This window comes from Paenibacillus sp. FSL F4-0100, from assembly GCF_037993005.1.
Lineage (GTDB): Bacteria > Bacillota > Bacilli > Paenibacillales > Paenibacillaceae > Paenibacillus_AQ.
The window spans coordinates 5,389,059-5,410,250 of sequence record NZ_CP150303.1; the positions used below are offsets into that span (position 1 = coordinate 5,389,059).

A 21,192-nucleotide genomic window follows, 5' to 3' on the forward strand; every position below is an offset into this window, starting at 1 on the left:
TTTCTTAACCTGCTTTCTATTTCTGTAATAATAAGGTTGTCTTCAGTTCATTCTATATAGATATCGTTTTTATGAAATTTGACACTTAACACCAAACCAATTGCAATCATATTACTAAGTAGTGAGCTGCCTCCATAACTTATGAACGGTAAGGAAATACCCGTCAGGGGTACCAAGCCGATATGCATGCCTATATTAACGAAAATTTGAAAGACTAACATTCCTATAAGCCCGGTAACAAGATATGCCCCTGCAAGTTCTCTACTATCTTTGACGATATGAACCATACGATATATGAGAAGGAAATATAACAGTAACAGCACCGCAGAACCCAAAAAACCATATTCCTCGCCTATGACCACATAGATCGAATCGGAATACGCATAAGGAACAAACCCTCTACGTAAAAAAGATACGTCACTTCCAGTCAATCCTCCCAAAGCTATCGCATATTGTGCGTTTTTAACATGCCATGATTTATCGGGATCGCTGGCTGGGTCAAGAAAGGTCTGAATTCTTGACATTTGATGAGGCTCTACAATCTTGGATAACAATTCGAAATTGGCATAGTATAGCCATAATATTATGCCTACCGTAATGATCATAATACTGATGAACAGAATCATATATAATGAACGGATGTTACCCATCCACAGCATACTAAGCAGTGCACCCACAAAAACTAGAGAAGTGCCTAAATCCGGCTGCTGCATGATTAAGATGATAGGAATCATAAAAATGATACAAATCGGTAATATATCTTGAACAATTCGAAGCTGGGCTCCCTCTCGCTTGCCTAATAAATGAGCAATCAGAAGCACTGTAAATAATTTAGCTAATTCAGAAGGTTGAAGCTGAAAACTTCCAATACTTAGCCAACGAACAGCACCGTTAATGTTCTCTCCGGTAAACTTTACAAGAACCAGCATCCCTATGCCAATTACATAGAGAACGTAGGATAGCTTACCAAACAGAACTCTATAATCTAACAATGCGAGAGCCAGCATAGGAATGCAGAATGCACCGAATAGATATAAATAACTAATGTGAAGGCCTTCTAAATTCGTATCCACTGTAGCTCCATAAATAGCAATCGTACCAATGGCAACAAGACACAATATAATGAACAGCATGGTTTTATCCAGTTTTGAAATTATGTGGGTGATAAACATGATGGCTACCTCTATTTTGTTGAATTTCTGTAGGAATCCCCCTAAAAATGAACATCACAAATAATCCGATGAGCGCAAATACGCCTTGTTTCATGACGTAATGCCACGGACTACTGTGTTTTATGATTCAGGTCGGCCCCTTATTTTACCGTTCAAATCATAGGACACCTCCCCCATTTTAACTACAATCCTTGGGAAGGATATTCAAGATCGATCTTACCGTGATACTCCTCCTTGGATAACAGCTTCAATTTATCTTCACTCAAGCCATAAATGTCCAGACCATTTCCTGCAGCCCCTAGCGACCAGCCAAGCACGAGCTCGGATCGACCGTCCTGATCGATATCTGGAAATCCAGCATACTCCAAGCCGTAACCAAAGCCCTTGACTTCCGAGACGATTCGCCACTCCTCATTATCTTGCTTAAATAGCGCCGCTTTCAACATTTTACCTGTCGCTTTATTCTCTTCATATACAACGACGGCTTCATCGATACCGTCCCCGTCCATATCTCCGAACGAGATATCATTACCGTCTTTTCCCTGCGTAGGAACTAACAATTGAACCTCGTCAGGTAGTAATTTGATAAGTTCATGGTTGATTTTATCTCGCTGAATACTTGCTTCTGATAATGGAGGCTTAATCATATCTACTGGTGTTGCGGGAATCCCACATCCTCCGAGCAACAATAACGTAGTTGATATGAAACCTATTCTAATGAGTTTGTTGAGCATTCTGATTACCAGCTCCTCGATTGTCAAGGTTATTGACTATTCTATCTTTGAAAGGGAACGAAGTGGTTATGAAAAAGTTAAATTTTATAATTTTCTTCTATCGGCAAGTAGATCTGGACTTTCGTACCCTTACCTACCTCACTAATTATGCGTAATTCTCCATGATGTAACTTAATGATCTCATTTGATATGGATAGACCCAGACCACTGCCAGGTGCTTGTGGATCTACTTTGTAGAATTTTTGCAGCACATTCTCTAGATTCTCCTCTGCGATTCCTGACCCAGTGTCCTCAACGGTAATAACAACTTGTTCTAGAGCTGTATGAGCGTGTATAAAAATTCGACCATTGGCATCTGTAAATTTGAGTGAATTATCAATTAAATTAATGAGTACTTGCTTCAAACGATTCTCGTCTGCATTAATGTTAGGGAGATTCTCCTCTGCTTGTATTTCGAGTGAGACTCCTTGCCGAGCAGCTCTTGGGGCAAGTTGTCTACCCACATGATGCAATAATTCTGATAGATGAACAGGTGCTGAGTGTAAGACAATTCTTCCATTATCCAGTTTAGAGAAATCTAACAGTTCTTCCACCATACGAGATAACCTGTCGCTTTCTGATTCAATAATAGCAAATCCTTCTTTAAGGATTTGCTCGTTGTGATTCCCATTCGATTTCAGCGTGATGGCCCAGCCTTTAATTGACGTTAATGGCGTTCGCAGTTCATGGGACACGGATGAAATAAAATCATTTTTAAGCTGTTCGCTCTTCAAAATTCTACCTGCCATCATATTTAACGTATCAGCCAAAGAACCCAGCTCATCCTGATAGCGTTTATGTACTCTTATGCTGAAGTCTCCTTCTGTCATCTGATCTGCCGCCTGTTTAAGATCCTTAATTGATCTCGTGATGGTCCGAGACAACAATAGTCCAAGAACGGTAACAATCGCAAGAACAAACAGACCTACACAGATCAGTACGATTGAAATACGATTAACTGTCTGTAGTGTTTCAGTCAAGGAAGTGACAAATCTGACTTCTCCCACGATGATATCATTGGCTCGTAAGGGAAAAGATACCGCTAATATCGCTTCTTGGGTGGAAGGGTCCTTGCCTCTCCATGTGCCGGGTTGTCCTTGGAGTGCAGTTCGTACATCTAAATACGTAGTCATGTCATTGCCGCCTGGAAGTCCGGTAGAGTCCTGCAAAAGTCGGCCTGAGGAATTAATAATCTGTACTTGCGCATCCGAGTTATGTGCAAACCCCTTTAATAATCGATACGATTGTTTCTCCAGATCTTCATCGGCAAAATATTGCTGAAAAAAAGAAGCAGACAGCTCCGCTTGATTCATCAGAATCCGCTCAACATTATGAAGATAATAATATCTCACGTAAACCATGAGAAAAATCTCAAGAATGAGAACAGTGATACAGATGACCACAAAATAACTTCCTACTAATCTTTTCTGAATACCCACTTCTTAACCGTCCTTCCTGAAGCGATATCCTACTCCCCATACCGTTTCAATCCAATGTGGCTTGGAGCCATCATCTTCAATCTTTTCCCGTAACTTTCGCACGTGAACATCTACTGTTTTAGGATCTCCAACATAATCCTCTCCCCATACGAGATTTAATAATTCATTCCGGGATAGTGCTGTATCGGGATGTTCTAGAAAGGTTCTAACTAGTTGAAATTCCTTCGGCGTTAATTCAATAAAGAAGTCATGTTTGAACACTTTATTCGAATTCAGATCCATCCGAATTGGACCGGATTGAATCACGGATCTTTGCGGTTTTAGAGCAGTTTCTGTTCGGCGCAATATCGCATTAATTCGTGCTACAAGCTCTAACGGATTAAACGGTTTGACAATATAATCATCAGCTCCGATTTCTAATCCTTTGATCTTGTCCAGATCTTGTCCGCGGGCAGTTAAAAAGACGATGATGACCGCAGGCTCTATCTCTCTTAACTGTCGGCAGATTTCAAATCCATCAGCATCTGGCAGCATTATGTCCAGAACAACAACACCGGGTCGATTCGTAGTAAAGAGTTGTATCGCTTCTCCTCCAAATGCAGCCTCACTCACCACAAATCCGTTGTTTATTAAATTTATCGATACAAAACGTCTAATATGTGCATCATCTTCAACAATAAGTACTTGATTACGATTAGCGGTATTTATAGCTTCCACCCCCATAACTCGATTCCTAACACGTAAAACGCAAAAAAAGCCCCCCCTGTAAAGAGACAGCCTTGTACTCAGATCCTTATTCTTACCTGTGTAATTATTACATGTGGATATTACTCTAAATTGATTAACTTGTCAAAAGCTTCTACTGACCAAGGAATCCTGTCAACTGGATTATGTGCGTGTTGCAGCAAATACAGTGACCTTTCCTTGGTAAATCAATCAAAAACCGCCCCCGTAAATGCTTGGGGTGGAAATCTGCTCACGAAGCCTTTATGAAGAGTTGTGGTACTTAGCTTGACAATCCGTCGCAGAAAAAAGGACTACCTTCAGATGAAAGTACACACCCTTAGATAACCCTATTGAAAAATCACATCCAAAATCTTGGTCATGATTGCACACTCGATCGCGAATATAAAAAAACAGCTGCCTAAGAAAACAGATAACTTCAACTCACCCCATTGATCCTTCCAGAAGCGTCTTCGAAACAAAGAGATGATATCCGGTGTAAATGCGTATTTCACGGACTGCTTCAGATCGTCCACATTATCAAAAATCCGTCTGAAGATCCACTTGTATAACGGAATGTTAAGGATAAACAAAACAACATAAACCACAAGATAGAGTATACTGCACCACCGCCTTTAACTGTAGTATTTTTCACAAGCTTTATTGTTAATACACTGCTATCTAAAAATGCTTCCACCAGATCCCCGCGCACTCCGGCACCGTGGACCATTGATTCGCTATGATCTTGTCAGTTAACGCTTGACCGAAAAAGAACCCCGTTCTCCGCTGTGCCTCTTCGACCGACTCAAAAACATAATCCGTCCGAATCCACCGATGGCTAAATCCGTACTCCTGCTCTAATCCAGCATAATAATCGGTTAGGAAATGAGGGGGATTCGGCGTCTCCGTTCCGGTTCCCATCGTTTCCAGAATGATCATCGTCCCGCCCGGCCTCAAGACACGCCTCAGCTCCACCATGACAAGCCTCAGATTCTCACGGCCATCCTCTTCGCCTGAATTGGCCAAATAACTAATGCTCCAACCCGATACAATCAGATCAACACTCGAGGAATCAACCGGCAGGCTGCGGTGATCTGCAACGACAGTAGTCCAATTGCGGAAATCATAAGCTTCAGATAATTTCTCGTCCAATATATGTAACATCGGCTCGGATATATCGGTACAGATCAAGGATCTTACGTCTGGAGCAAGCAGCATGGATATCCGCCCTGATCCGGCTCCCAAATCCAGCACATCCAGTCCCTCATAAGGCTTTAATTCACGAATAATCTTGGATAAGTCGGGCTGTTTGCTAACCATGGCCTCATAGGCTTTAGCCTGTTGGCCGTAAATTTCATCAATATACACCACGTATACCCCCTCCTGAATCGGAACGATTAATCTTGCTTTTCCAACTCGCTTATCAGCTTGTCGATCCGATGAAAGTCTTCTTTTGCATCCTTACATATCGCCCTCATCGCTATGCCGGCAACTAGCAGTATGATGGCAATCATCAAAAAAAAACCGTAAGTATGCTGCCTCTTAAGTCATTCGTAAAGTTGTAAGCCAGAATTTCAGAGAATTGGCTGTTAAAGAACGTAATTATGGTCATAATGAAAAAAAGTGCGCTCAAACTCAGGAATACGATGGAGCATTTTCTTGTTCTGTCAAAGTACGGCATGTCATTTCCTCCTATCCAGCCTTCTTGCAGAATTATTTCTTCGCGAGGTTCCTTGTCTTCTGTCCATGAGCCTCTGTATCAGTTTGAACATGAAGCACAGCAGCAGCGAGAAGGCGATCATCATGAAGTACGTATTCCAGTTGAAAAATTGATTGTTCAAATGTATCGAAAGGAGGCCGCCGGTCGTAATGGATTCAATATGTTTCCAGTCCGCTGTCCCCCACCTCAATTCGAACGCCTCGGCTAGGACTACTCTATAGACTTCGAGTCGATGAAGCTGAAATACATAACCCGCTATAATATAGCCAGCCAGGGCTAAGATCAGCATGCTTAACTTGCTGAGGGACATCTTAAGATCCTTGAACATACGAATCCATTGAAGAACAAGCACCAGGAAAAGAATACTCAGAGGGATTAACAGCAGGATGACTGGATTTCCGTTTCCAGAACTAGTGCCAGGCTTCGGGGTCATGGCATTCCCCAGTAGAACCAATATTAGACAGACCAGAGCATTGATGAACAGACCGGTGAGATGTTTAATCTTCATTGTCATTACACTTCCCTCACGCTTCCCTCACGCTTCCCTGCAAAAGCCTATAATCTCTTCATGAACGAGCTCCGGCATCTCATGATTGATCGCATGGCCCGCGCCCGGAACGATGCGGTAACGCATCCCATTTGTCTCCAGTCTGGCAACCGCCTTCGGATAATAACTAAGCAAATCCTGCTCACTGATAACAAACAAGGATTTGCTGCGAACAGCCTGAATGTCGGCAGACGAATGGATCGTAATGGTATGCTTCATCATGGAGCGATTGTTAAAGTACTTCAGCAAGTAGCACCAGTGCTGCATAAGCTCCGGGTTGTTCTCGAATGCATCCGCATGGGTACCGCACAGCTTGCGAAGCAGTGTACGCACACTCCGTTCTGAAGGGAACAGTGCTTCCGGCAGAAAAGCCCTCATCATTTTGCTCATCACTTCAAGCTGACTTCCGGCAATGCCGCCAGCCAAGCATACAATCTTTCTTACTCTATTCGGTCTGACGATGGCGTAATGGTAGGCCAGATAAGCTCCATAGGATACACCGGCGATATAGACAGCATCTACATTCATAGCCTCAAGGATTTCGTCCAACCATTTTGCCTGATTGAAATCATGAGCATACTTGTCGTTTGGCTCGCTCTTCCCCGAACCTCCGATATTATCCACGGCGATGATATAGAAATTGCGGGATAACTCCGCCACGTTATAAATCCACATCATGGCGACGTTGTCGCCCGTTCCATGCAGTAACAGCAGCGGGGGGAGGTCCGATGAACCTGCCGTTATTACGTGAGTTATCCCGTACGAGGTAGATATTTCATGCTGCTCATACGGTACCGTCCATCCCTCCATCAGGCGGTCATAGGATTCATAGACAAGCTTTTGTCCATTAACGCTCTTAAAACGCTTCAATCCCTGCACCTCCAATGACATATCATGAGCTGAGTATCTTCAGCGGAGTCCGGAAAATATCGGGCAATCAATCGCTCGATGAACGAGTTAATCGCTGCCCTTCTGTCCGTTAATGTCTCATCAAGATCGAAGATTATCGCTTTTAACATCATAGGGGACCTGCTTTCTATCAGAAATGAGCCCGCTCTCCATTGGCTTTGGTGAAAATATGCTCCGGATATTTTAATGCCGTCGGGGGCAGCTGATCCTCTGGAAAGAACTTGAGTTCCGCGAACTCGTCATTCTCACGATCCACCTCACCCGAAATGATGCGGCATTCGAACACAATCGTAAGGTACTCCACTTGATGTCCGTTGCTGTACGTATATCGGCGTTCTTTTCCACCATATACCCCAATGATTCGTTCAGGTACGATATCAAGCCCAGTCTCTTCCTTCGCTTCGCGGGTCATCGCCTCTGCTGGGGATTCTCCCAGCTCGATGGCACCGGCCACAAGTCCCCATAAATCTTCATGATGCTTTCTTCCAAATAAAATAAAATCCTGATCATTGCGGATAATGCCGGCGACGGACGGCATAAATATTAACTGGTTTCCGATCTTTTCTCTTAGATCCTTATAGTAATCTGACATTCCCATGATTTGATGGCTCCTTTGGATTCCTAATAAAATGGATAACTAGAATCTGTTCTCTATTATTAATGCCCTCATCGTATGTATCGCACTGATTAATGCATCCTTATCGCGTTGTTTACCTTTTGGGGTTGATGTCATTTCTATCATTTCAAAGGCCTGCTCCACGCTAACCCATTTGATTTCCTGCGTTTCCTCATCATAATGAGCACTCCATCCTTCCGGACTCATCAAAAAATATTTCGTCACGCATGTATCCGATTCATATTCACCCGGAATGGCCGCGATAATGCTGCATTTATAACCTGTCTCCTCTAACACTTCCCGGGTTGCGGTTTCTTCCGGGGAGTTATCGCTTAATTCAGCACCGCCTTTGGCGAAGGTCCAAACATAGCCGCCCCAATGGTCGCTCGGACTTCTCATGAGGACCTCTTGATTCTGATTGAACACGATGCCTCCATAAGCATACTTGGATCTCCAGCTCAATTGGGCTCACTCCTTATGTAACTTCGCGTTTTCACGGTTCAATATGGATGTAATCTGCGCGATATGATGCTGGTTGTGCCACACAAATCGCTGCAGCGCGATATCCAGGGTAATGCTGCCAAGCACTTGAGTTCTCATGGTTCTTTTGAAATCCTCGGGCTGTAAGTCCTTCAGCAGTATAAGAAAACGAAAATGAAGTGTTTCCAAAAGCGTAAGCGAGTTCTCAATGGGAACCTCCGTGTAATCACTCAGTTCAGCCCATAAATCCTCCCGGTATGAGTTTGCCACCGGCTCCTCCTCGGTCAATGCACGTTTAAATCGCAAATATGCGTTCATATCGTTATCAGCCAGATGGTGCACAATTTGCTGAATACTCCACCCCTCTTCACGATAAGGCATATGCAGATGGGAAAGGGGACATTTCATTATGATTTGCCGGAGCGTCGGTACGATTGAAGGTATCTGTTGTATAAACCTCTGTCTCTCCTCCAATGTCGGCTCCACCTTTGGCTCAAAGGAACCCAGGGGAAAACGGATGCTGACCACTTCCTTACCTCCTCGATACATCAATCGTATCCTTCACATACGAAAACATATGAACGGTGTTCCACAGCAGTAAAGAACCATCATGCTTCTCATCCTATTACTAGTCCCCATCTATGGGTTAGACCTATGTTTGTTGTTGCAGATAGATCGTATAAACAATACACCGGAGAACACGGAAAGCAGCATGTGAATTTCCGGTTTCCCGAATATCTCTATAACAAACAGCCTTCCAAGTCCAAACCACTCGAGCCAATAAATACTAGGAATGAAGATGATGACCGTAAGTATAGCAGCTGGTAATAACAGCCAGCTTAATCGAACTTGCCCCTTAATTAAACAACCCAGTGCTCTCCACTCTATTAAAACTCCGAACAGAAATCCGTATAAGCTCATCTTTAATAACGAGAATTGCTGGGGAGATAAATCTTGATACGCTCTTTGAATTTCATCATGAGTTTCTGTCATCAGGTACAGTAATATGAACATACCGATGACAACGAATCCGCCAAAAGCGATTTTTTTAAGTTGGATCATCCCTCTTTCGCTCCTTTATTCAAAAAAATAATACGAAATAATCCGCTAAGAATTATGAATATGCGATGACCCAGAAGTTAGAAGCAAAGACGGATGAAACAATGCAAGCGAGTGCTGCACGCCATTCTTGAGATTCTCAACGATCTGTCTCATGACTTCGACATCCCGGAAATTCATGCTGTCATCTGCCAAGATATCAGGCAGCATAACCCACCGGCTATCCTTAATCTCGCCAGCTCCCAATTGAAGCGAGCCTCCCACCACTTCCCCGGTAAAATGAAACATGATGACATGGTTATTCAAACTGCTGAGGAATTGATAAACCCCTGTAGTGCCTGTCAATTGGACATCATATCCCGTCTCTTCCTTCACTTCTCTTATAGCCGCCTCAAGCACAGCTTCCCCAGGCTCGATGCGCCCGCCAGGGAAGTTCCAGGTATCCCGCACCGAAGGTTTATTTTCCTGGATGATGAGCACTTGATCCCCTTGAACAAGGGTAACGCTGACCACAAGTACAATTCCATTTTCCGTCATATCCTCATTCCTTTGCACACTGATCATAAACAAACAGAACCCACCTTTGGTGTTAACCACGAGGAGGGTTCTTGGATGAAATATTTGCTGATTAACATTATTCTACCGTTAACGCACATTACGCGCAATCCAACCATGTCGTTGAAACTTCAAAACGGATGACTACCCTTCTCGCGCATAATGATCCAGGCTTGTCCAAAAGGATCCGAAAAATCCAGAAACCATGCGAAGCCTTCGTCCCGAATCTGCTCAACTCTCGCGCCAGCCGCAGATAAATAGGAACTCAGTTCTACAATGTCCCGATTGGTTTTGAATATAAACGATGCCTCTTGTCCAGACTTCGGTTCCCCAGCATTCACGCATTCCAATAATAGATTGGGGCTATTGTACAGCGTCAACATATAGAAGCTCTCTTCCTGCATCAATATGTTAAACCCTAAATTTCGGGTGTACCATTCAGCCGCTGCCTCAATTGTATCTTTCGTAAAGATCATCCGGATGTCGTCCAATCCCTCCAGAACCGGAATGGGTTCCTCCACAGATTCCACCTGTGGCATTGGAGCCGGCTTATAACCACCTTCAAGATAGAGAGCTTCAATCTCGCGATTCTCAAGGGCACGATTATAGATCCGCAGATCGTCGATACGTCCCTGGAAAAAGAAGTACGGTTCATCGGTTGATTTTCTGCCTATATACATCCGTTCTTCATTGTGTGGTGTAAAACTGCCTGAACGCTCGGCAACGGGACGACCATTCACGTACATTCGGTAACGGGATTCCTCGTAAGTCATGGTCACATGATACCAGTGTTCCTTCACGATCTTGGCGTTCATCGATAGATCCGGTTCTCTCAGGAAACCATGGAGCGTAATATACTCATCCTTTGTGCTAAGCTGAAACGTCCGGTTCTGGTTGTGGCCATCTTGCGAAACTATTGCGCTATGCCATCCTCGGAGGATCTTGTGCGTATCATAATAACACCATACGGATATTGAAAAGGCATCATTAGAAAGAATAGGCGGTTGGTCGATCCGGACATAATGATTTCTGCCATCCAACGCTAAAGCCCCGCCCTTCCGTCCAAAGCGGTCGATGCCGTATTTTCCGCCTTCAAGCCGTCCATGTCGTCCCTCTCCGCTGCTGTCTCGTACATCACCATCGAACAAATACTCCAGTACGAGGCCTTTCCGTAAATCGATGTTATGGATAGTCCTGCCAAAAATCTCATCAATTGTGACCCCGAATACATCAGCGAGCATCGGAATTAGTAAAATATCCGGGCAGGATTGCCCATTCTCCCATTTACTCACGGCCTGATAGCTGACACCCAATCTGTTAGCCAATTGCTCTTGTGTGATGCCGAGCTGTTTTCGCAGCCTGCCGATATTTCCGTTAATCACGTTATTCGCCTGAATCATAAGTCAAGACCACCACTTTTCCATGAGATACCTCTACTATAAACAACACTGTAACGAAAAAACATAACGCGGATGTAGAGTATCGCTATCCGGAATTCAACCTCTGGTTGAGTTTCTTTTTTTGTCCGGCTATGGGTATATTCCTGATACGCTCATCCATTTCCTCCACGAATATCCATAACGAAAGCAAAAACCTAAAAAATTGTAAATACGCAACCAGCTAAAAATAAGATATGATATGGGCAAATCAGGAAGGGAGGACAGGTTAACAATTAACATCCACTTTAGAAGGAACATCATCTTGCACATGACGAAGGAGGAATTTTAATGAGAATCCCCAAAATCACCAGCCTGTTCATGATGCTTACATTTCTGACGACGGCGCCGTTATCCGCTTCCGGCGAACTGGCAAGCGCGGCTGAAGCATCGTCGGGGCCTTTGCGCGTGATGAGCTTCAACCTGCGTTATGCGGCCAATGACAGTCAACCTTGGGAGAACCGCCGCCCTGTTACGAAGAACCTGATTCTGGAGCATAAACCGGACGTCATCGGGACGCAGGAAGGACTTCATCGGCAAATTGTTGATCTGGAGAACGATCTGCCAGGATATGATCGGATTGGAGTCGGACGTGAAGGCGGGAACTTAGGGGAGTACATGGCGATTTTTTATAATACGGAGCGGCTGAAGCCCTTGGAGCAGTCTCACTTCTGGCTGTCCGATACGCCGCAGACGATCAGCTCCGCCAGCTGGGGGAACCAGATTCCACGCATGGCAACCTGGGTTCGATTTCAGGATCTTCAGAATGGCAAAACCTTTTATATGGTCAACACGCATCTGGATCACCAATCCGAGGTTTCCCGGCAGAAGAGCGCAGCACTCATCGTTGATAAGATGAAGGCCTTTGCCTCGGATATCCCCATAGTTGTGACCGGCGATTTCAATACTGTTCCGGGAAGCGAAACGTATTCGATTTTCACAAGCAACGGGCTGTCGGATGCACATGTCACCGCCAAGAAGCGAACCAACGATGACCTGGGAACCTTCCATAATTACAAGGACCCTACGGGCGGCGGCAGCGGAAACCGGATCGACTGGATTCTGCACGGCCAAGGCTGGAATGTTCTGCACAGCGCGATTATCAATTACCATGAAGACGGCCAATATCCGAGCGATCATTATCCCGTCATGATGGAAGGCACGCTGCAAAAGGCAAACAAAACCACTGAAGAAACCGTGCCCAAGCTGCCCTTGACTACGGCTCTGCGCATCACCGAGGTCGTCGCTAACTCGAACGAGCAAGGGAATTACAATTATGTGGAGATCTACAACCCGAATGACCGGGAGATTGATCTGGAAGGATATCAAATCTACTACTATTACGATCCTGCCCTCCCATTCGACAAATCCAAGTCCAATCGCTGGACCATTACGAAGGATCGCTACAGCACCGATACCATCATCCGCCCGAATGAAACCAAGGTGATCTGGATCAAGAAGCAACCCTGCTGTTATGACCTGAGTATGGAGCAGTTCCTTGCCAACTATAACGTCGCCTCCGGAGATGAGCTCTCTCCTTCTCAACTGCTGGCCGTCTTCACGCCGGGCAACAATCAGGGCCTGAACGGAACCTCCACCAGCGGACGCGCACTGGGTATTTCATCGCCATCCGGCACGCATCTTATAGGTGTCCAGTTCAATAACGGGCAGCTGGATGTCGGAGTCAACGAATCGATCACATATCAGGAGCCCGAGCCGCTGACAAGCATTATGCAGAAAAAAGAAACTCACCAAGTCCCTTCTCCAGGTCAACCGTAATATATAAAGTCCCCCTTGATCGCTGAAAGTGCCATCTAAGGGGGACTTACTTTATTAGATCGATGTGGATTTATATTGAACCGCCAAACACTGCTTCGCGATGTAAAAAATCTGACCCATATGCTCCGAGTAATGCGTGGCGCATTGATGCAGTATGTCGAGGTTGCTGCGGTCTTTACCGCGTACCGATTGAACCTGTTCAAAGTCCTCGCCAGGCATGGATTTAACCGTATCGATCAAGAACTGAAACCGATTCTTCACGATCTGAATCAGATCATCCCGGCTGACAAAAACCTGCGTCAACTCTTCCTCCCGGTTCCGTGTAACATCTTGATGCAGAATCCCCTTCATGACCCGCTCTTGAATGTTGCCTTCGATGTGCCTGATCAACGTCGATATGCTCAGACTGGAATGGTTTGGCCTCCAATTGACTTGCTCATCGTTTAACTGCACCAGCACTTTTAAGGTACGGCTGCGGATGTTTTCAAATTTTTCCTCCAGCCACTTCCGGTTGAACTCATGATCCATATCGCAACACTCCTTTTTGGGTATGATAAACGATTTGATGTCACGCCTTCATCGCTTTCCAGATGTATTTATGTTCACGAACCCCAAGCTGTCCGTCGATCTGATTCTCTCGTATCTTGGCGTCCAGCTCTCCCTTCATCTCCGGCAAGGTGAAATCAGGATTCCCTGGCGTATCCGACAGATTTAATGCAAATTCGTGGGCATTCGGGAAGTAAGTAATCGCTTCATTATACTCCTCAATCTCGACATTCATGTAGCCATTCTCCGACAATCGCCTTCGAACGTCAGTCACATCCGTATGGATCCCGATGATGGTGCCACCTGAAGCTAATATCCTGGGATGTTCCAGGATCGAGGTGGGCCCCCTGCGGTCATAGATGAGGTCAAACTGACCATCTTGAAAGGGCATCTCGGTCTTCGTTGTGGCATACACAAATTCCACATTCCGGGTTCCGCTGCTCTCGAGTAAGGATTGGGAGATTCGGATCATCTCCGCGGAGTTGTCAAATCCAATGATGTTCTCAGCATGCCTGGACATCCGGAGCGTGAACTCGCCATGCCCGCAGCCTGCATCCAGCACCGAATGAAACTGCGGCAGCATCTCCACTAACCGCTCCTCAAACACCTCTTCCGCCGATCTCCCGACTACGGTACACACCGCTCTTCCTTTGTAGCCGCCATTCCTGCGTGCGACCATGTCATACCAAGCGATTCCCATATGTTTCCTCCTCCGTGATAGGCTGCATTGCATTCACCATCCAAGATAGCAGAAACCTGTTGTAATATGATCTGGTACAAGCCGATAGGTACTGAAATCAACCGGTATATCTAATGAATTAAAATATTACCATTTTGTTCCGTAATGTCAACGGTTACATTCAAAAAAATTCCATCAAAATCATACCTTTATCTTTCAAAGTCCCCGATAGCATTCAGAAAAAACAATTGCTTTTGTCATAATTTGTCGTCTACAATGATGGGATATAAATCCAATACATAACTAAATACAGGGGGATTCAAATGTTTCTAAGAAGGTGGAGTCGATTATTATCTTTAACTCTTATTCTATCGTTGTGCATGACAACCATGGCAAGCGCGGCGGAATCCAGTCCATCCAAATATGCCTGGGCCAATGAATCCGTTGATTTCCTGAGATCCCATGGGGTCTTTAAGAACATGGAGAATCGAACAAATACCTTAGGCAAGATGGTGACCAAATCTGATCTTACCCTCATGGTTCATCGGTTGTTTACCGATTTACGGGTCGAAAGCGATAAGAACATCAAAATACCCGGCGTACCTAGTGAGCATTCATCTTACCAGATATTCAAGGATGTTTACGGCAGCATACCGTCGGCGCCGAGCGGATTAATTGCGGCCGCCGACAAAATCAATTATCATGACGAAACCTTCAAGTTTATACCGGAGAAAGTGCTAACACGCTGGGACTTGTTAATTACGCTGAATGCGCTGTTCGATGATATTGGATATTCCCTGGAGTTATCGGACGGTGAGTATATTGCGAGACTGCGGGATATCAAAGATCTTCCCAAAAGGTATTTCAATTCCTACAGCCAATATGAAAAATGGAAGTATGCCTATCAGCCGTTGGCACCCGAAATCGGATTGATGCAAGACAAAAAATGGGGGCCTTCCTTAGCCTCCGATCTGGATTACGTCAAAGCTTATGCACTGCTCGGCTTTGCCGAGGCGGGCATCATGAAACCCGACGCGAAAGGGTATTTTCGCCCGAACCAAAAGGTAACATTAGCCGAAACCGCAGTCGTCCTGCATCGTATTTACGACTATTATGATGGCAACGACTATGTCCAGGAACCATCAGCAGATGATCTCATCCCGAATGGCACAAGAAACTTTATCTATGCGGGTTCCCCATCAGGGCACGGAGAAAGTCCGGTTTCTGACTTTGCTTTGGTGAATCCCGATTCCATACCGGAATTCTATTTGGCCGTGAAGGCTTCAGAGAAAATCGACTTGCAAATCAACGTGAACGGGGAGCCATCCTTTTATACTTACGAACAATTGAGCAACCCTAAGCAGCCTGTTCGAATAGCCATGAATGGCGCATCCTATGCGGAGTTCATTCCCATTATCCGAAGTAAGGGCCAAAAAGCCACCGATGACAATAATAACATTGAAGTTATGTATTATTACGCTGATACATTCCAGGACTTCACCAAATTATTAGGGAATGAAACCAATTTCTAGTTAGACTGACAAAGGGAGTGCACAACTGTTACAAGCAGTAGGCACTCCCTTTTATCGTGGCACAAGACATATCAAGTTCTTAGAGTGCCCTCCAACCCGCTTTGCAGATCCTCAAATACCGGTCTTTGAACGGAGCTAATATCCTCTAATTCAATCTCATGCAATGCCTTGAATTCCAACTGCAACGACTCGTTGTTCACATCGTGATGAATAAGTACCCTGCCTTGTTCCTCTGTCTCCCCTTCCAAATCCACCATGGCGTTAAAAATAAACATCACAAACACGACTTCATTTCCGTCCGGATATCGATACTGCATTCTGGGTCCGCTATAGACCGCATGAAGTTCACTATCGCGGACGACCAGCCCCGTTTCTTCGAGCACTTCCCGTCTCATCGTCTCTTCCACGGATTCGCCGGCCTCCATACCGCCACCGGGAAGCCCCCAGTTGCCATAGTCTGAGCGTCGCTGGAGCAATATTCGCCCTTGATGATCCCGGATGATGGCGCCGCCAGTCACTATGATTTTCATATCAGCATAATCCTCTCCACATACGTATAGGCCAAGGGTTTACAGCATAAGCTTCGCTACCGATTCACCCTCCGACCACGGCATGACGCCGATTTCCTCAAAACCCGCTTTGACGTAAAGCTGCCTGGCCCGTTCGTTCTTCGGATCAAAACTTATCATAAGGACATCCGTCCGGTCAGGTTTGTTACGGATTTCTTCAACTATGTATCGCAAAGCCGCTTTACCGTAACCTTTCCCTTGAAAATTCCCGTCGATCATCAAACGGTAAATCCAGTAGTTCCCGTCATCGGAGTCCAAGCCATACAACGCGAATCCGACCATCGTCTGCTCATCATAAATGGCCATCGCTTCAAAATGTTCAAGAAATTGAAACTGGGCAATCGAATACAGATTGGAGGCAATAAATCCTTCTTGCTCCGGCCTGGCTTTCAGTTTAATGCATTCGGTCCAATTATCCTTATCAACTGGTTGCAGTCTAATCATGTTAAGCTCCTTCGATGGTTGTTGGTTTTATTCGTTGGTATAGATCATGCTCGTCAGTTCATCTCCTGGTAAGAACCCCAGCTTCGTATATAAAAGCTCAGCTCTATTCCCCGTAGTTACAAACAATCGTAGGACGTCATAATAGCGGTCTAATTTGCGTTCGGCTTTTCGTAACATATACTCGGCCAATCCCTTCCCCCTATAGGCATGAGCAACAGCAATTTCATAAATTAACGGTAGGTCCTCCCAAAGGGATACGAAACATACACCCACGATTTCATTGGATTGTTGATCGACTATAGTTGAAGAAGCATCTAATAGAATATCAATTGAATTATTCTCAAAATAATAAAGTATATCCTGGGTAAAAGCCTCACCATCACGGTCATCGATACTATTATGATAGGCATCCATCATCAGTCGGGTTATTTGCACCAATTCACCTGGTTCTGGTTGTTCACACCTAAATTGATCGACAAGGAATGGGCTGTGTGTATCCACTGTGGGTCGAATCATGCATTTTCTTGCTTGCTCGGGTTTAAAGCCTTCTGCCGCGAATGCTGCCATATGTTCAGGTAGAACGTTGTACGCATGTATTCTAGTGATTCCAGTTATATTCTCCAAGATATATTTCTTCAAATAAGCTGCAATCGGTTGCGAAAAACCAAAGGGAGGAATAGCAAACAGGGATCCCAGCGTATTCTCCGATATTGATATTCCTGCTATTCTTATACCGCCAGACATGATCCAGTAGCAGTCGTCCGCATCCGCCATCATCTGCTGCACATGCTTCCAACTCGGTCTGAACCAAACATTCTTCCGATATGTTGCAAAATACCTGGAATATAGGATAGGCTCTGCTTTAACTAATGAATATACCGGATGGATATGCTGCTGCGCCTCTCCCATTATCTATAGCTCCCTTCCTCGACTAAGACTTAACTTTCCATGACCAATCTTTTCAGTAAGTAATAATGCTGATGACCCCTCGGGGCATCGTCGATACGTGCAATCTCTTGAAATCCATGTTTTCGGTAGAATTCCGGCGCTTGAAAGCTGAAGGTATTAAGCTTGATGAAGGTACATTGCTTTTCTTTTGCAATCCTTTCGATCTCCTGTAGTAATCTTGAGCCGTAACCCCGCCCCCGGAATCGGTCATCCACCCACAGAATATCGACCTCAATCCAATTCCAGCAAAACACGCTATTGATCCCGCCTACGATATCACCATTCTCATCTTTTATATGTAAGTTGATCTCCTCATAATTCTGCTGTAAATCTTCTGCGATATGCTGTGCATTAAATTTGATCAGGTTCGTCCGTACCGAATGCGCTTCTTCAGGACTGCTTTGATTGATGTTAATCTGTGACAATTGGTCACTCCCCTTTCTCTTTACTTGTAGGTTTAATTGAACATTCAGCTTCATAACTTCCTCATCGCCAAACCAGATTCCCGTTTCCACAAAACCTAGATTGCTGTACAAAGTTTTCGCTATCTGGTTATCCTTATGTACGGTCAGGCGTATTTCTTTACATTGCGGAAATTGGCCTTGGATCCATGTAATCATCTGGAGTAAAGCTGCTCTGCCATATCCTTTGCCCTGTTCACTTGCATCTATTAAAAAGCCGTTAATCCAATAACCATCGGCTGTATTCACTTCATAAGCATGCATAATAAATCCAACCATTCGGTTCCCGTCATATATCGCAAAGGGAATGTATTCGACTTCATCACCATCCGGTTTGATGTAGATCTTGGCAAGAGATACAGCTACCGCTGGCACAAACCCCTGCTGTTGGTCCAAAACCTGCAATGCCAATGCTTCTTCCCAGTTCTTCCGATTGACCGGCATTAATTCTATGTCCATATCACTGTCCTCCCTAGCGAGCATACACTAAACCAAATAATACCATATGGAGAAACCATATTTCCGGGATTAAATGACTTTAGATAAACTCTTCCAAAATACATCCAGCCTATTCAACTATAATCCTCTATCACTGCTACCTTTTCATCTCTAAACGCAAATACGGATTTTCCCTTCATTTGAATCTATCGCCTGTCTTCATACCGTTGGGCAGATCCTAAGCGAGAATCCCCTCGTAGTCAATCTCAACCTGAGCTTTGTCATCTTCAAACGAATAACCAACGATAGTCTGACAACGATAGGAGAAGCCCTTCATTTTCATAGGATTCACATTACATATCTCCTTTCATCAGTTGGGTAGCAACCATGATTTTGTAAAACTCCGCCTTTTGCTTTGCACACTTCTCATCAGCTTATCATTTAATATACTGACTCTACTATAATAAAAGAGGTGAATCGAATGGGTCGTGTCCGTGCTGTTCCTCAACCAGATTTAGTATTAATCAGCTGGTCAAGAAACCCTCTTGTTACGGGCTCCGCGCGTAGAATCGTTGCTGCCCGTGTCATTGGCGATGCTTCTCCCTGCCGAGCTGATTTGACGCCGAATACACTGTTAAGAACCGCCTTAGCCTGCTTACTGGATCATGATGTAGGTTTCAAAATCGTATTCCGCCAAAGAACATCCAACATTAGCGGATACCTATTATTGCAGCGTAATTAATAGATTTGGGAAGGAGTAGCGATCATGCTGCTTCTTTTTTTAGCTCTTTTCATTAATATTGTTGCAAACAAGAAGCTTGCAAGTAAGCCAATTTCACAACAACAGTAAAGCTGCGGGCATAAGAAAACCAGTTGTTGAGAGCAACTGGTTCAGTAAAGTTCTTAGCTTGGATAGTTGTTTAACCAATTGAATGCTTGTTCATAATTATCAAAAAATTTAACGGATTCTTTTGTGTTGGATTGCTGTAAGTAATTCATGATCTCCCCTTCTTCAAGAAGAAACGCAATTGCCTTGCTGTGATTCAGAATGGTTTCATTGAAGAACTTATCTTTCCATGCTTTTTGAACGGAGAAGTGGTTTGGGGTATATCCTTTTCTATCTACCAATAATTTGTATTTCAGACCCTCACCAATAAACTGCTGACATGACTTTTCAAAACCATTAAACCATTCAATAACGTCATCAGTGTTTATCTTCCCTATCAGACGAGTAACAATTAAATCTCCTGCAACTGTAGTGCTAATATTCTTTTCAATCAAAGTGGAATCATCTCCCTTAGTTTCTATTATGCGTAAACTTGCTATAAAATCAATGTAAACAAAAACTATTCTGCCACTGAAGCAACACTATTCACGAAATGAGTCTATTTTATTTACGAATTTCGATACACATTATCAGCCTCTATACCCATATATTTACAGCTCAGGAACTCTCCATTCATTTCACAAGATCCCATCGATTGCCAGATTAGATTGCCCAGGAAATATCTTTTCTCGAATAGCCTTTTGTAATGAAAAAAGCTTGCAGGTATTCCTTCCCCCTGCAAGCTTCCTCGTAAGAACCTCTATTCACCTTTTTCATATCTAAACCATATCTCTATGATCTTTTGTCTCTATATTTATTTCAAAAGGGCAACACTTACGGCAACCTTCTCCAGCTGTGCTTTGCTTAAGGAATGATCCGGAGAGCTGATCGTCACGAAGCGGTCATTGATCTGAAATCCCAGCATGTCCGTATCATCCGGTGTATACCATTTCGCTTTAACCCCATTGGACAATGTAACCGGTTTGCTGTCATATCCGTGAGCGTAGTCTCTTGGGGAAATGTATACCGTCATATGTTTGAAGACCATGTTGACGCCATCTCCCGAAGCACCCGTCTTTTGATACACATCGCCTTTTACCATCTGACTTGGAGCATACGGTGCTTCGAAACCATCAAATTTAGAGAATGCATTTTTGATTTCTTTTAATTGAGCATCGTTATATTTCACTGTAGTTAACTCGATCGTCTGACCGTTTCCAGGATTACTTCCGATCAGCACCTGATGATTCTTCGCATCGTATTGCACGGGTACATTCAGTACATCAGCAATCGCGCGAACCGGCAAGTACGTTGTGTTTTGATATGTGATCGGTGTCAATTTTTTGCCCGTGTTATATACGGTACCGTCCACTTTGATACCGATGCTGTGATTCAGGTAAGCCGAGATTTTCTCCAGATTTGCTCCCGCATAGACGCCTGCAGCTCCCGTTAACGTCATTCCCAGCACGGCAACCGCCGCGATTGATTTTTTTAACTGTTTCATTTCATCCATTCCTCTCGTTGTCTCACCAACTTTCCAA

24 protein-coding genes and 1 pseudogene are annotated in these 21,192 nt (G+C 44.4%); 2 read left to right on the forward strand and 23 right to left on the reverse strand.

What is annotated here, in order from left to right:
- Nucleotides 1-47: 47 nt before the first annotated feature.
- The 14 genes from MHH48_RS24280 to MHH48_RS24345 all read right to left on the reverse strand — a co-directional run bounded on the left by MHH48_RS24280 (nt 48) and on the right by MHH48_RS24345 (nt 11,393).
- Nucleotides 48-1,172, reverse strand: a complete 1,125-nt coding sequence (locus tag MHH48_RS24280) for an FtsW/RodA/SpoVE family cell cycle protein (protein ID WP_076325185.1) — start codon at nt 1,170-1,172, stop codon at nt 48-50.
- Nucleotides 1,173-1,354: 182 nt separating this feature from the next.
- A complete protein-coding gene (locus MHH48_RS24285; protein ID WP_256720752.1) occupies nt 1,355-1,732 on the reverse strand; it encodes a hypothetical protein in 378 nt (125 codons plus the stop codon).
- Between the two features lie 251 nt (nt 1,733-1,983).
- Entirely contained in the window at nt 1,984-3,384 is a 1,401-nt protein-coding gene (locus MHH48_RS24290; RefSeq protein WP_076325187.1) for a HAMP domain-containing sensor histidine kinase, read from the reverse strand.
- 3 nt (nt 3,385-3,387) lie between these two features.
- Entirely contained in the window at nt 3,388-4,107 is a 720-nt protein-coding gene (locus MHH48_RS24295; RefSeq protein WP_076325188.1) for a response regulator transcription factor, read from the reverse strand.
- A 104-nt stretch (nt 4,108-4,211) separates the two neighbouring features.
- Nucleotides 4,212-4,292 carry a hypothetical protein gene (locus MHH48_RS24300; protein ID WP_340390707.1) on the reverse strand — a complete coding sequence of 27 codons (81 nt, stop codon included), beginning with the start codon at nt 4,290-4,292 and terminating at the stop codon, nt 4,212-4,214.
- 496 nt (nt 4,293-4,788) lie between these two features.
- Nucleotides 4,789-5,475 (reverse strand): class I SAM-dependent methyltransferase, encoded by a 687-nt coding sequence (locus tag MHH48_RS24305; protein ID WP_076325267.1) that lies wholly within the window; start codon nt 5,473-5,475, stop codon nt 4,789-4,791.
- Nucleotides 5,476-5,789: 314 nt separating this feature from the next.
- Complete coding sequence (locus MHH48_RS24310) at nt 5,790-6,335, reverse strand: hypothetical protein (RefSeq protein ID WP_076325191.1); 546 nt, start codon at nt 6,333-6,335, stop codon at nt 5,790-5,792.
- Between the two features lie 27 nt (nt 6,336-6,362).
- Nucleotides 6,363-7,244 (reverse strand): alpha/beta hydrolase, encoded by an 882-nt coding sequence (locus MHH48_RS24315; protein ID WP_076325192.1) that lies wholly within the window; start codon nt 7,242-7,244, stop codon nt 6,363-6,365.
- Between the two features lie 169 nt (nt 7,245-7,413).
- The gene (locus tag MHH48_RS24320) at nt 7,414-7,881 is read right to left on the reverse strand and encodes an NUDIX domain-containing protein (RefSeq protein ID WP_076325193.1); all 468 of its coding nucleotides are present in this window, start codon (nt 7,879-7,881) and stop codon (nt 7,414-7,416) included.
- A gap of 39 nt (nt 7,882-7,920) precedes the next feature.
- Nucleotides 7,921-8,361 (reverse strand): NUDIX hydrolase, encoded by a 441-nt coding sequence (locus MHH48_RS24325; RefSeq protein ID WP_076325194.1) that lies wholly within the window; start codon nt 8,359-8,361, stop codon nt 7,921-7,923.
- Between the two features lie 6 nt (nt 8,362-8,367).
- Entirely contained in the window at nt 8,368-8,907 is a 540-nt protein-coding gene (locus MHH48_RS24330) for a YfiT family bacillithiol transferase (RefSeq protein ID WP_256720754.1), read from the reverse strand.
- Nucleotides 8,908-9,018: 111 nt separating this feature from the next.
- The gene (locus MHH48_RS24335; protein ID WP_076325196.1) at nt 9,019-9,441 is read right to left on the reverse strand and encodes a hypothetical protein; all 423 of its coding nucleotides are present in this window, start codon (nt 9,439-9,441) and stop codon (nt 9,019-9,021) included.
- Nucleotides 9,442-9,486: 45 nt separating this feature from the next.
- Nucleotides 9,487-9,975 (reverse strand): NUDIX hydrolase, encoded by a 489-nt coding sequence (locus MHH48_RS24340; protein WP_076325268.1) that lies wholly within the window; start codon nt 9,973-9,975, stop codon nt 9,487-9,489.
- Between the two features lie 149 nt (nt 9,976-10,124).
- Nucleotides 10,125-11,393 carry a LamG-like jellyroll fold domain-containing protein gene (locus tag MHH48_RS24345; protein WP_076325197.1) on the reverse strand — a complete coding sequence of 423 codons (1,269 nt, stop codon included), beginning with the start codon at nt 11,391-11,393 and terminating at the stop codon, nt 10,125-10,127.
- Between the two features lie 327 nt (nt 11,394-11,720).
- Here MHH48_RS24345 and MHH48_RS24350 point away from each other — a divergent pair, with 327 nt between their 5' ends.
- A complete protein-coding gene (locus MHH48_RS24350; RefSeq protein ID WP_076325198.1) occupies nt 11,721-13,208 on the forward strand; it encodes an endonuclease/exonuclease/phosphatase family protein in 1,488 nt (495 codons plus the stop codon).
- A 54-nt stretch (nt 13,209-13,262) separates the two neighbouring features.
- On the opposite strand, the gene MHH48_RS24355 is transcribed toward MHH48_RS24350, so the two are convergent.
- Nucleotides 13,263-13,736: a DinB family protein gene (locus MHH48_RS24355; RefSeq protein ID WP_076325199.1), complete on the reverse strand. Its 474-nt coding sequence runs from the start codon at nt 13,734-13,736 to the stop codon at nt 13,263-13,265.
- Between the two features lie 40 nt (nt 13,737-13,776).
- Nucleotides 13,777-14,454 (reverse strand): class I SAM-dependent methyltransferase, encoded by a 678-nt coding sequence (locus tag MHH48_RS24360; RefSeq protein WP_076325200.1) that lies wholly within the window; start codon nt 14,452-14,454, stop codon nt 13,777-13,779.
- 302 nt (nt 14,455-14,756) lie between these two features.
- Between MHH48_RS24360 and MHH48_RS24365 the strand changes: the two genes are divergently transcribed.
- Nucleotides 14,757-15,965, forward strand: a complete 1,209-nt coding sequence (locus MHH48_RS24365; protein WP_076325201.1) for an S-layer homology domain-containing protein — start codon at nt 14,757-14,759, stop codon at nt 15,963-15,965.
- 71 nt (nt 15,966-16,036) lie between these two features.
- Here the strand turns inward: MHH48_RS24365 and MHH48_RS24370 are convergent, their stop codons facing one another.
- The 7 genes and pseudogenes from MHH48_RS24370 to MHH48_RS24400 form a co-directional block, all read right to left on the reverse strand.
- A complete protein-coding gene (locus tag MHH48_RS24370; RefSeq protein ID WP_076325202.1) occupies nt 16,037-16,495 on the reverse strand; it encodes an NUDIX domain-containing protein in 459 nt (152 codons plus the stop codon).
- Between the two features lie 39 nt (nt 16,496-16,534).
- Nucleotides 16,535-16,978, reverse strand: coding sequence for a GNAT family N-acetyltransferase (locus MHH48_RS24375; protein ID WP_076325203.1), 444 nt, complete (start codon nt 16,976-16,978; stop codon nt 16,535-16,537).
- Between the two features lie 27 nt (nt 16,979-17,005).
- Entirely contained in the window at nt 17,006-17,887 is an 882-nt protein-coding gene (locus tag MHH48_RS24380; RefSeq protein ID WP_076325204.1) for an N-acetyltransferase, read from the reverse strand.
- A gap of 29 nt (nt 17,888-17,916) precedes the next feature.
- Complete coding sequence (locus tag MHH48_RS24385; protein ID WP_144023508.1) at nt 17,917-18,405, reverse strand: GNAT family N-acetyltransferase; 489 nt, start codon at nt 18,403-18,405, stop codon at nt 17,917-17,919.
- A 51-nt stretch (nt 18,406-18,456) separates the two neighbouring features.
- Nucleotides 18,457-18,846, reverse strand: a pseudogene (locus MHH48_RS24390) (GNAT family N-acetyltransferase); the annotation flags it as partial.
- An 882-nt stretch (nt 18,847-19,728) separates the two neighbouring features.
- Complete coding sequence (locus MHH48_RS24395) at nt 19,729-20,175, reverse strand: STAS/SEC14 domain-containing protein (protein ID WP_076325206.1); 447 nt, start codon at nt 20,173-20,175, stop codon at nt 19,729-19,731.
- Between the two features lie 290 nt (nt 20,176-20,465).
- Nucleotides 20,466-21,155, reverse strand: a complete 690-nt coding sequence (locus MHH48_RS24400) for a stalk domain-containing protein (RefSeq protein WP_076325207.1) — start codon at nt 21,153-21,155, stop codon at nt 20,466-20,468.
- Nucleotides 21,156-21,192: the final 37 nt, after the last annotated feature.

Excerpts from the sequence above, each read along its gene's own strand:
- MHH48_RS24280 (WP_076325185.1), bottom strand. The coding sequence starts at position 1,172 with ATGTTTATCACCCACATAATTTCAAAACTGGATAAAACCATGCTGTTC.
- MHH48_RS24295 (WP_076325188.1), bottom strand. The coding sequence starts at position 4,107 with ATGGGGGTGGAAGCTATAAATACCGCTAATCGTAATCAAGTACTTATT.
- MHH48_RS24310 (WP_076325191.1), bottom strand. The coding sequence starts at position 6,335 with ATGAAGATTAAACATCTCACCGGTCTGTTCATCAATGCTCTGGTCTGT.
- MHH48_RS24320 (WP_076325193.1), bottom strand. The coding sequence starts at position 7,881 with ATGGGAATGTCAGATTACTATAAGGATCTAAGAGAAAAGATCGGAAAC.
- MHH48_RS24335 (WP_076325196.1), bottom strand. The coding sequence starts at position 9,441 with ATGATCCAACTTAAAAAAATCGCTTTTGGCGGATTCGTTGTCATCGGT.
- MHH48_RS24340 (WP_076325268.1), bottom strand. The coding sequence starts at position 9,975 with ATGACGGAAAATGGAATTGTACTTGTGGTCAGCGTTACCCTTGTTCAA.
- MHH48_RS24345 (WP_076325197.1), bottom strand. The coding sequence starts at position 11,393 with ATGATTCAGGCGAATAACGTGATTAACGGAAATATCGGCAGGCTGCGA.
- MHH48_RS24350 (WP_076325198.1), top strand. The coding sequence starts at position 11,721 with ATGAGAATCCCCAAAATCACCAGCCTGTTCATGATGCTTACATTTCTG.
- MHH48_RS24355 (WP_076325199.1), bottom strand. The coding sequence starts at position 13,736 with ATGGATCATGAGTTCAACCGGAAGTGGCTGGAGGAAAAATTTGAAAAC.
- MHH48_RS24360 (WP_076325200.1), bottom strand. The coding sequence starts at position 14,454 with ATGGGAATCGCTTGGTATGACATGGTCGCACGCAGGAATGGCGGCTAC.
- MHH48_RS24365 (WP_076325201.1), top strand. The coding sequence starts at position 14,757 with ATGTTTCTAAGAAGGTGGAGTCGATTATTATCTTTAACTCTTATTCTA.
- MHH48_RS24370 (WP_076325202.1), bottom strand. The coding sequence starts at position 16,495 with ATGAAAATCATAGTGACTGGCGGCGCCATCATCCGGGATCATCAAGGG.
- MHH48_RS24375 (WP_076325203.1), bottom strand. The coding sequence starts at position 16,978 with ATGATTAGACTGCAACCAGTTGATAAGGATAATTGGACCGAATGCATT.
- MHH48_RS24380 (WP_076325204.1), bottom strand. The coding sequence starts at position 17,887 with ATGGGAGAGGCGCAGCAGCATATCCATCCGGTATATTCATTAGTTAAA.
- MHH48_RS24385 (WP_144023508.1), bottom strand. The coding sequence starts at position 18,405 with ATGAAGCTGAATGTTCAATTAAACCTACAAGTAAAGAGAAAGGGGAGT.
- MHH48_RS24400 (WP_076325207.1), bottom strand. The coding sequence starts at position 21,155 with ATGAAACAGTTAAAAAAATCAATCGCGGCGGTTGCCGTGCTGGGAATG.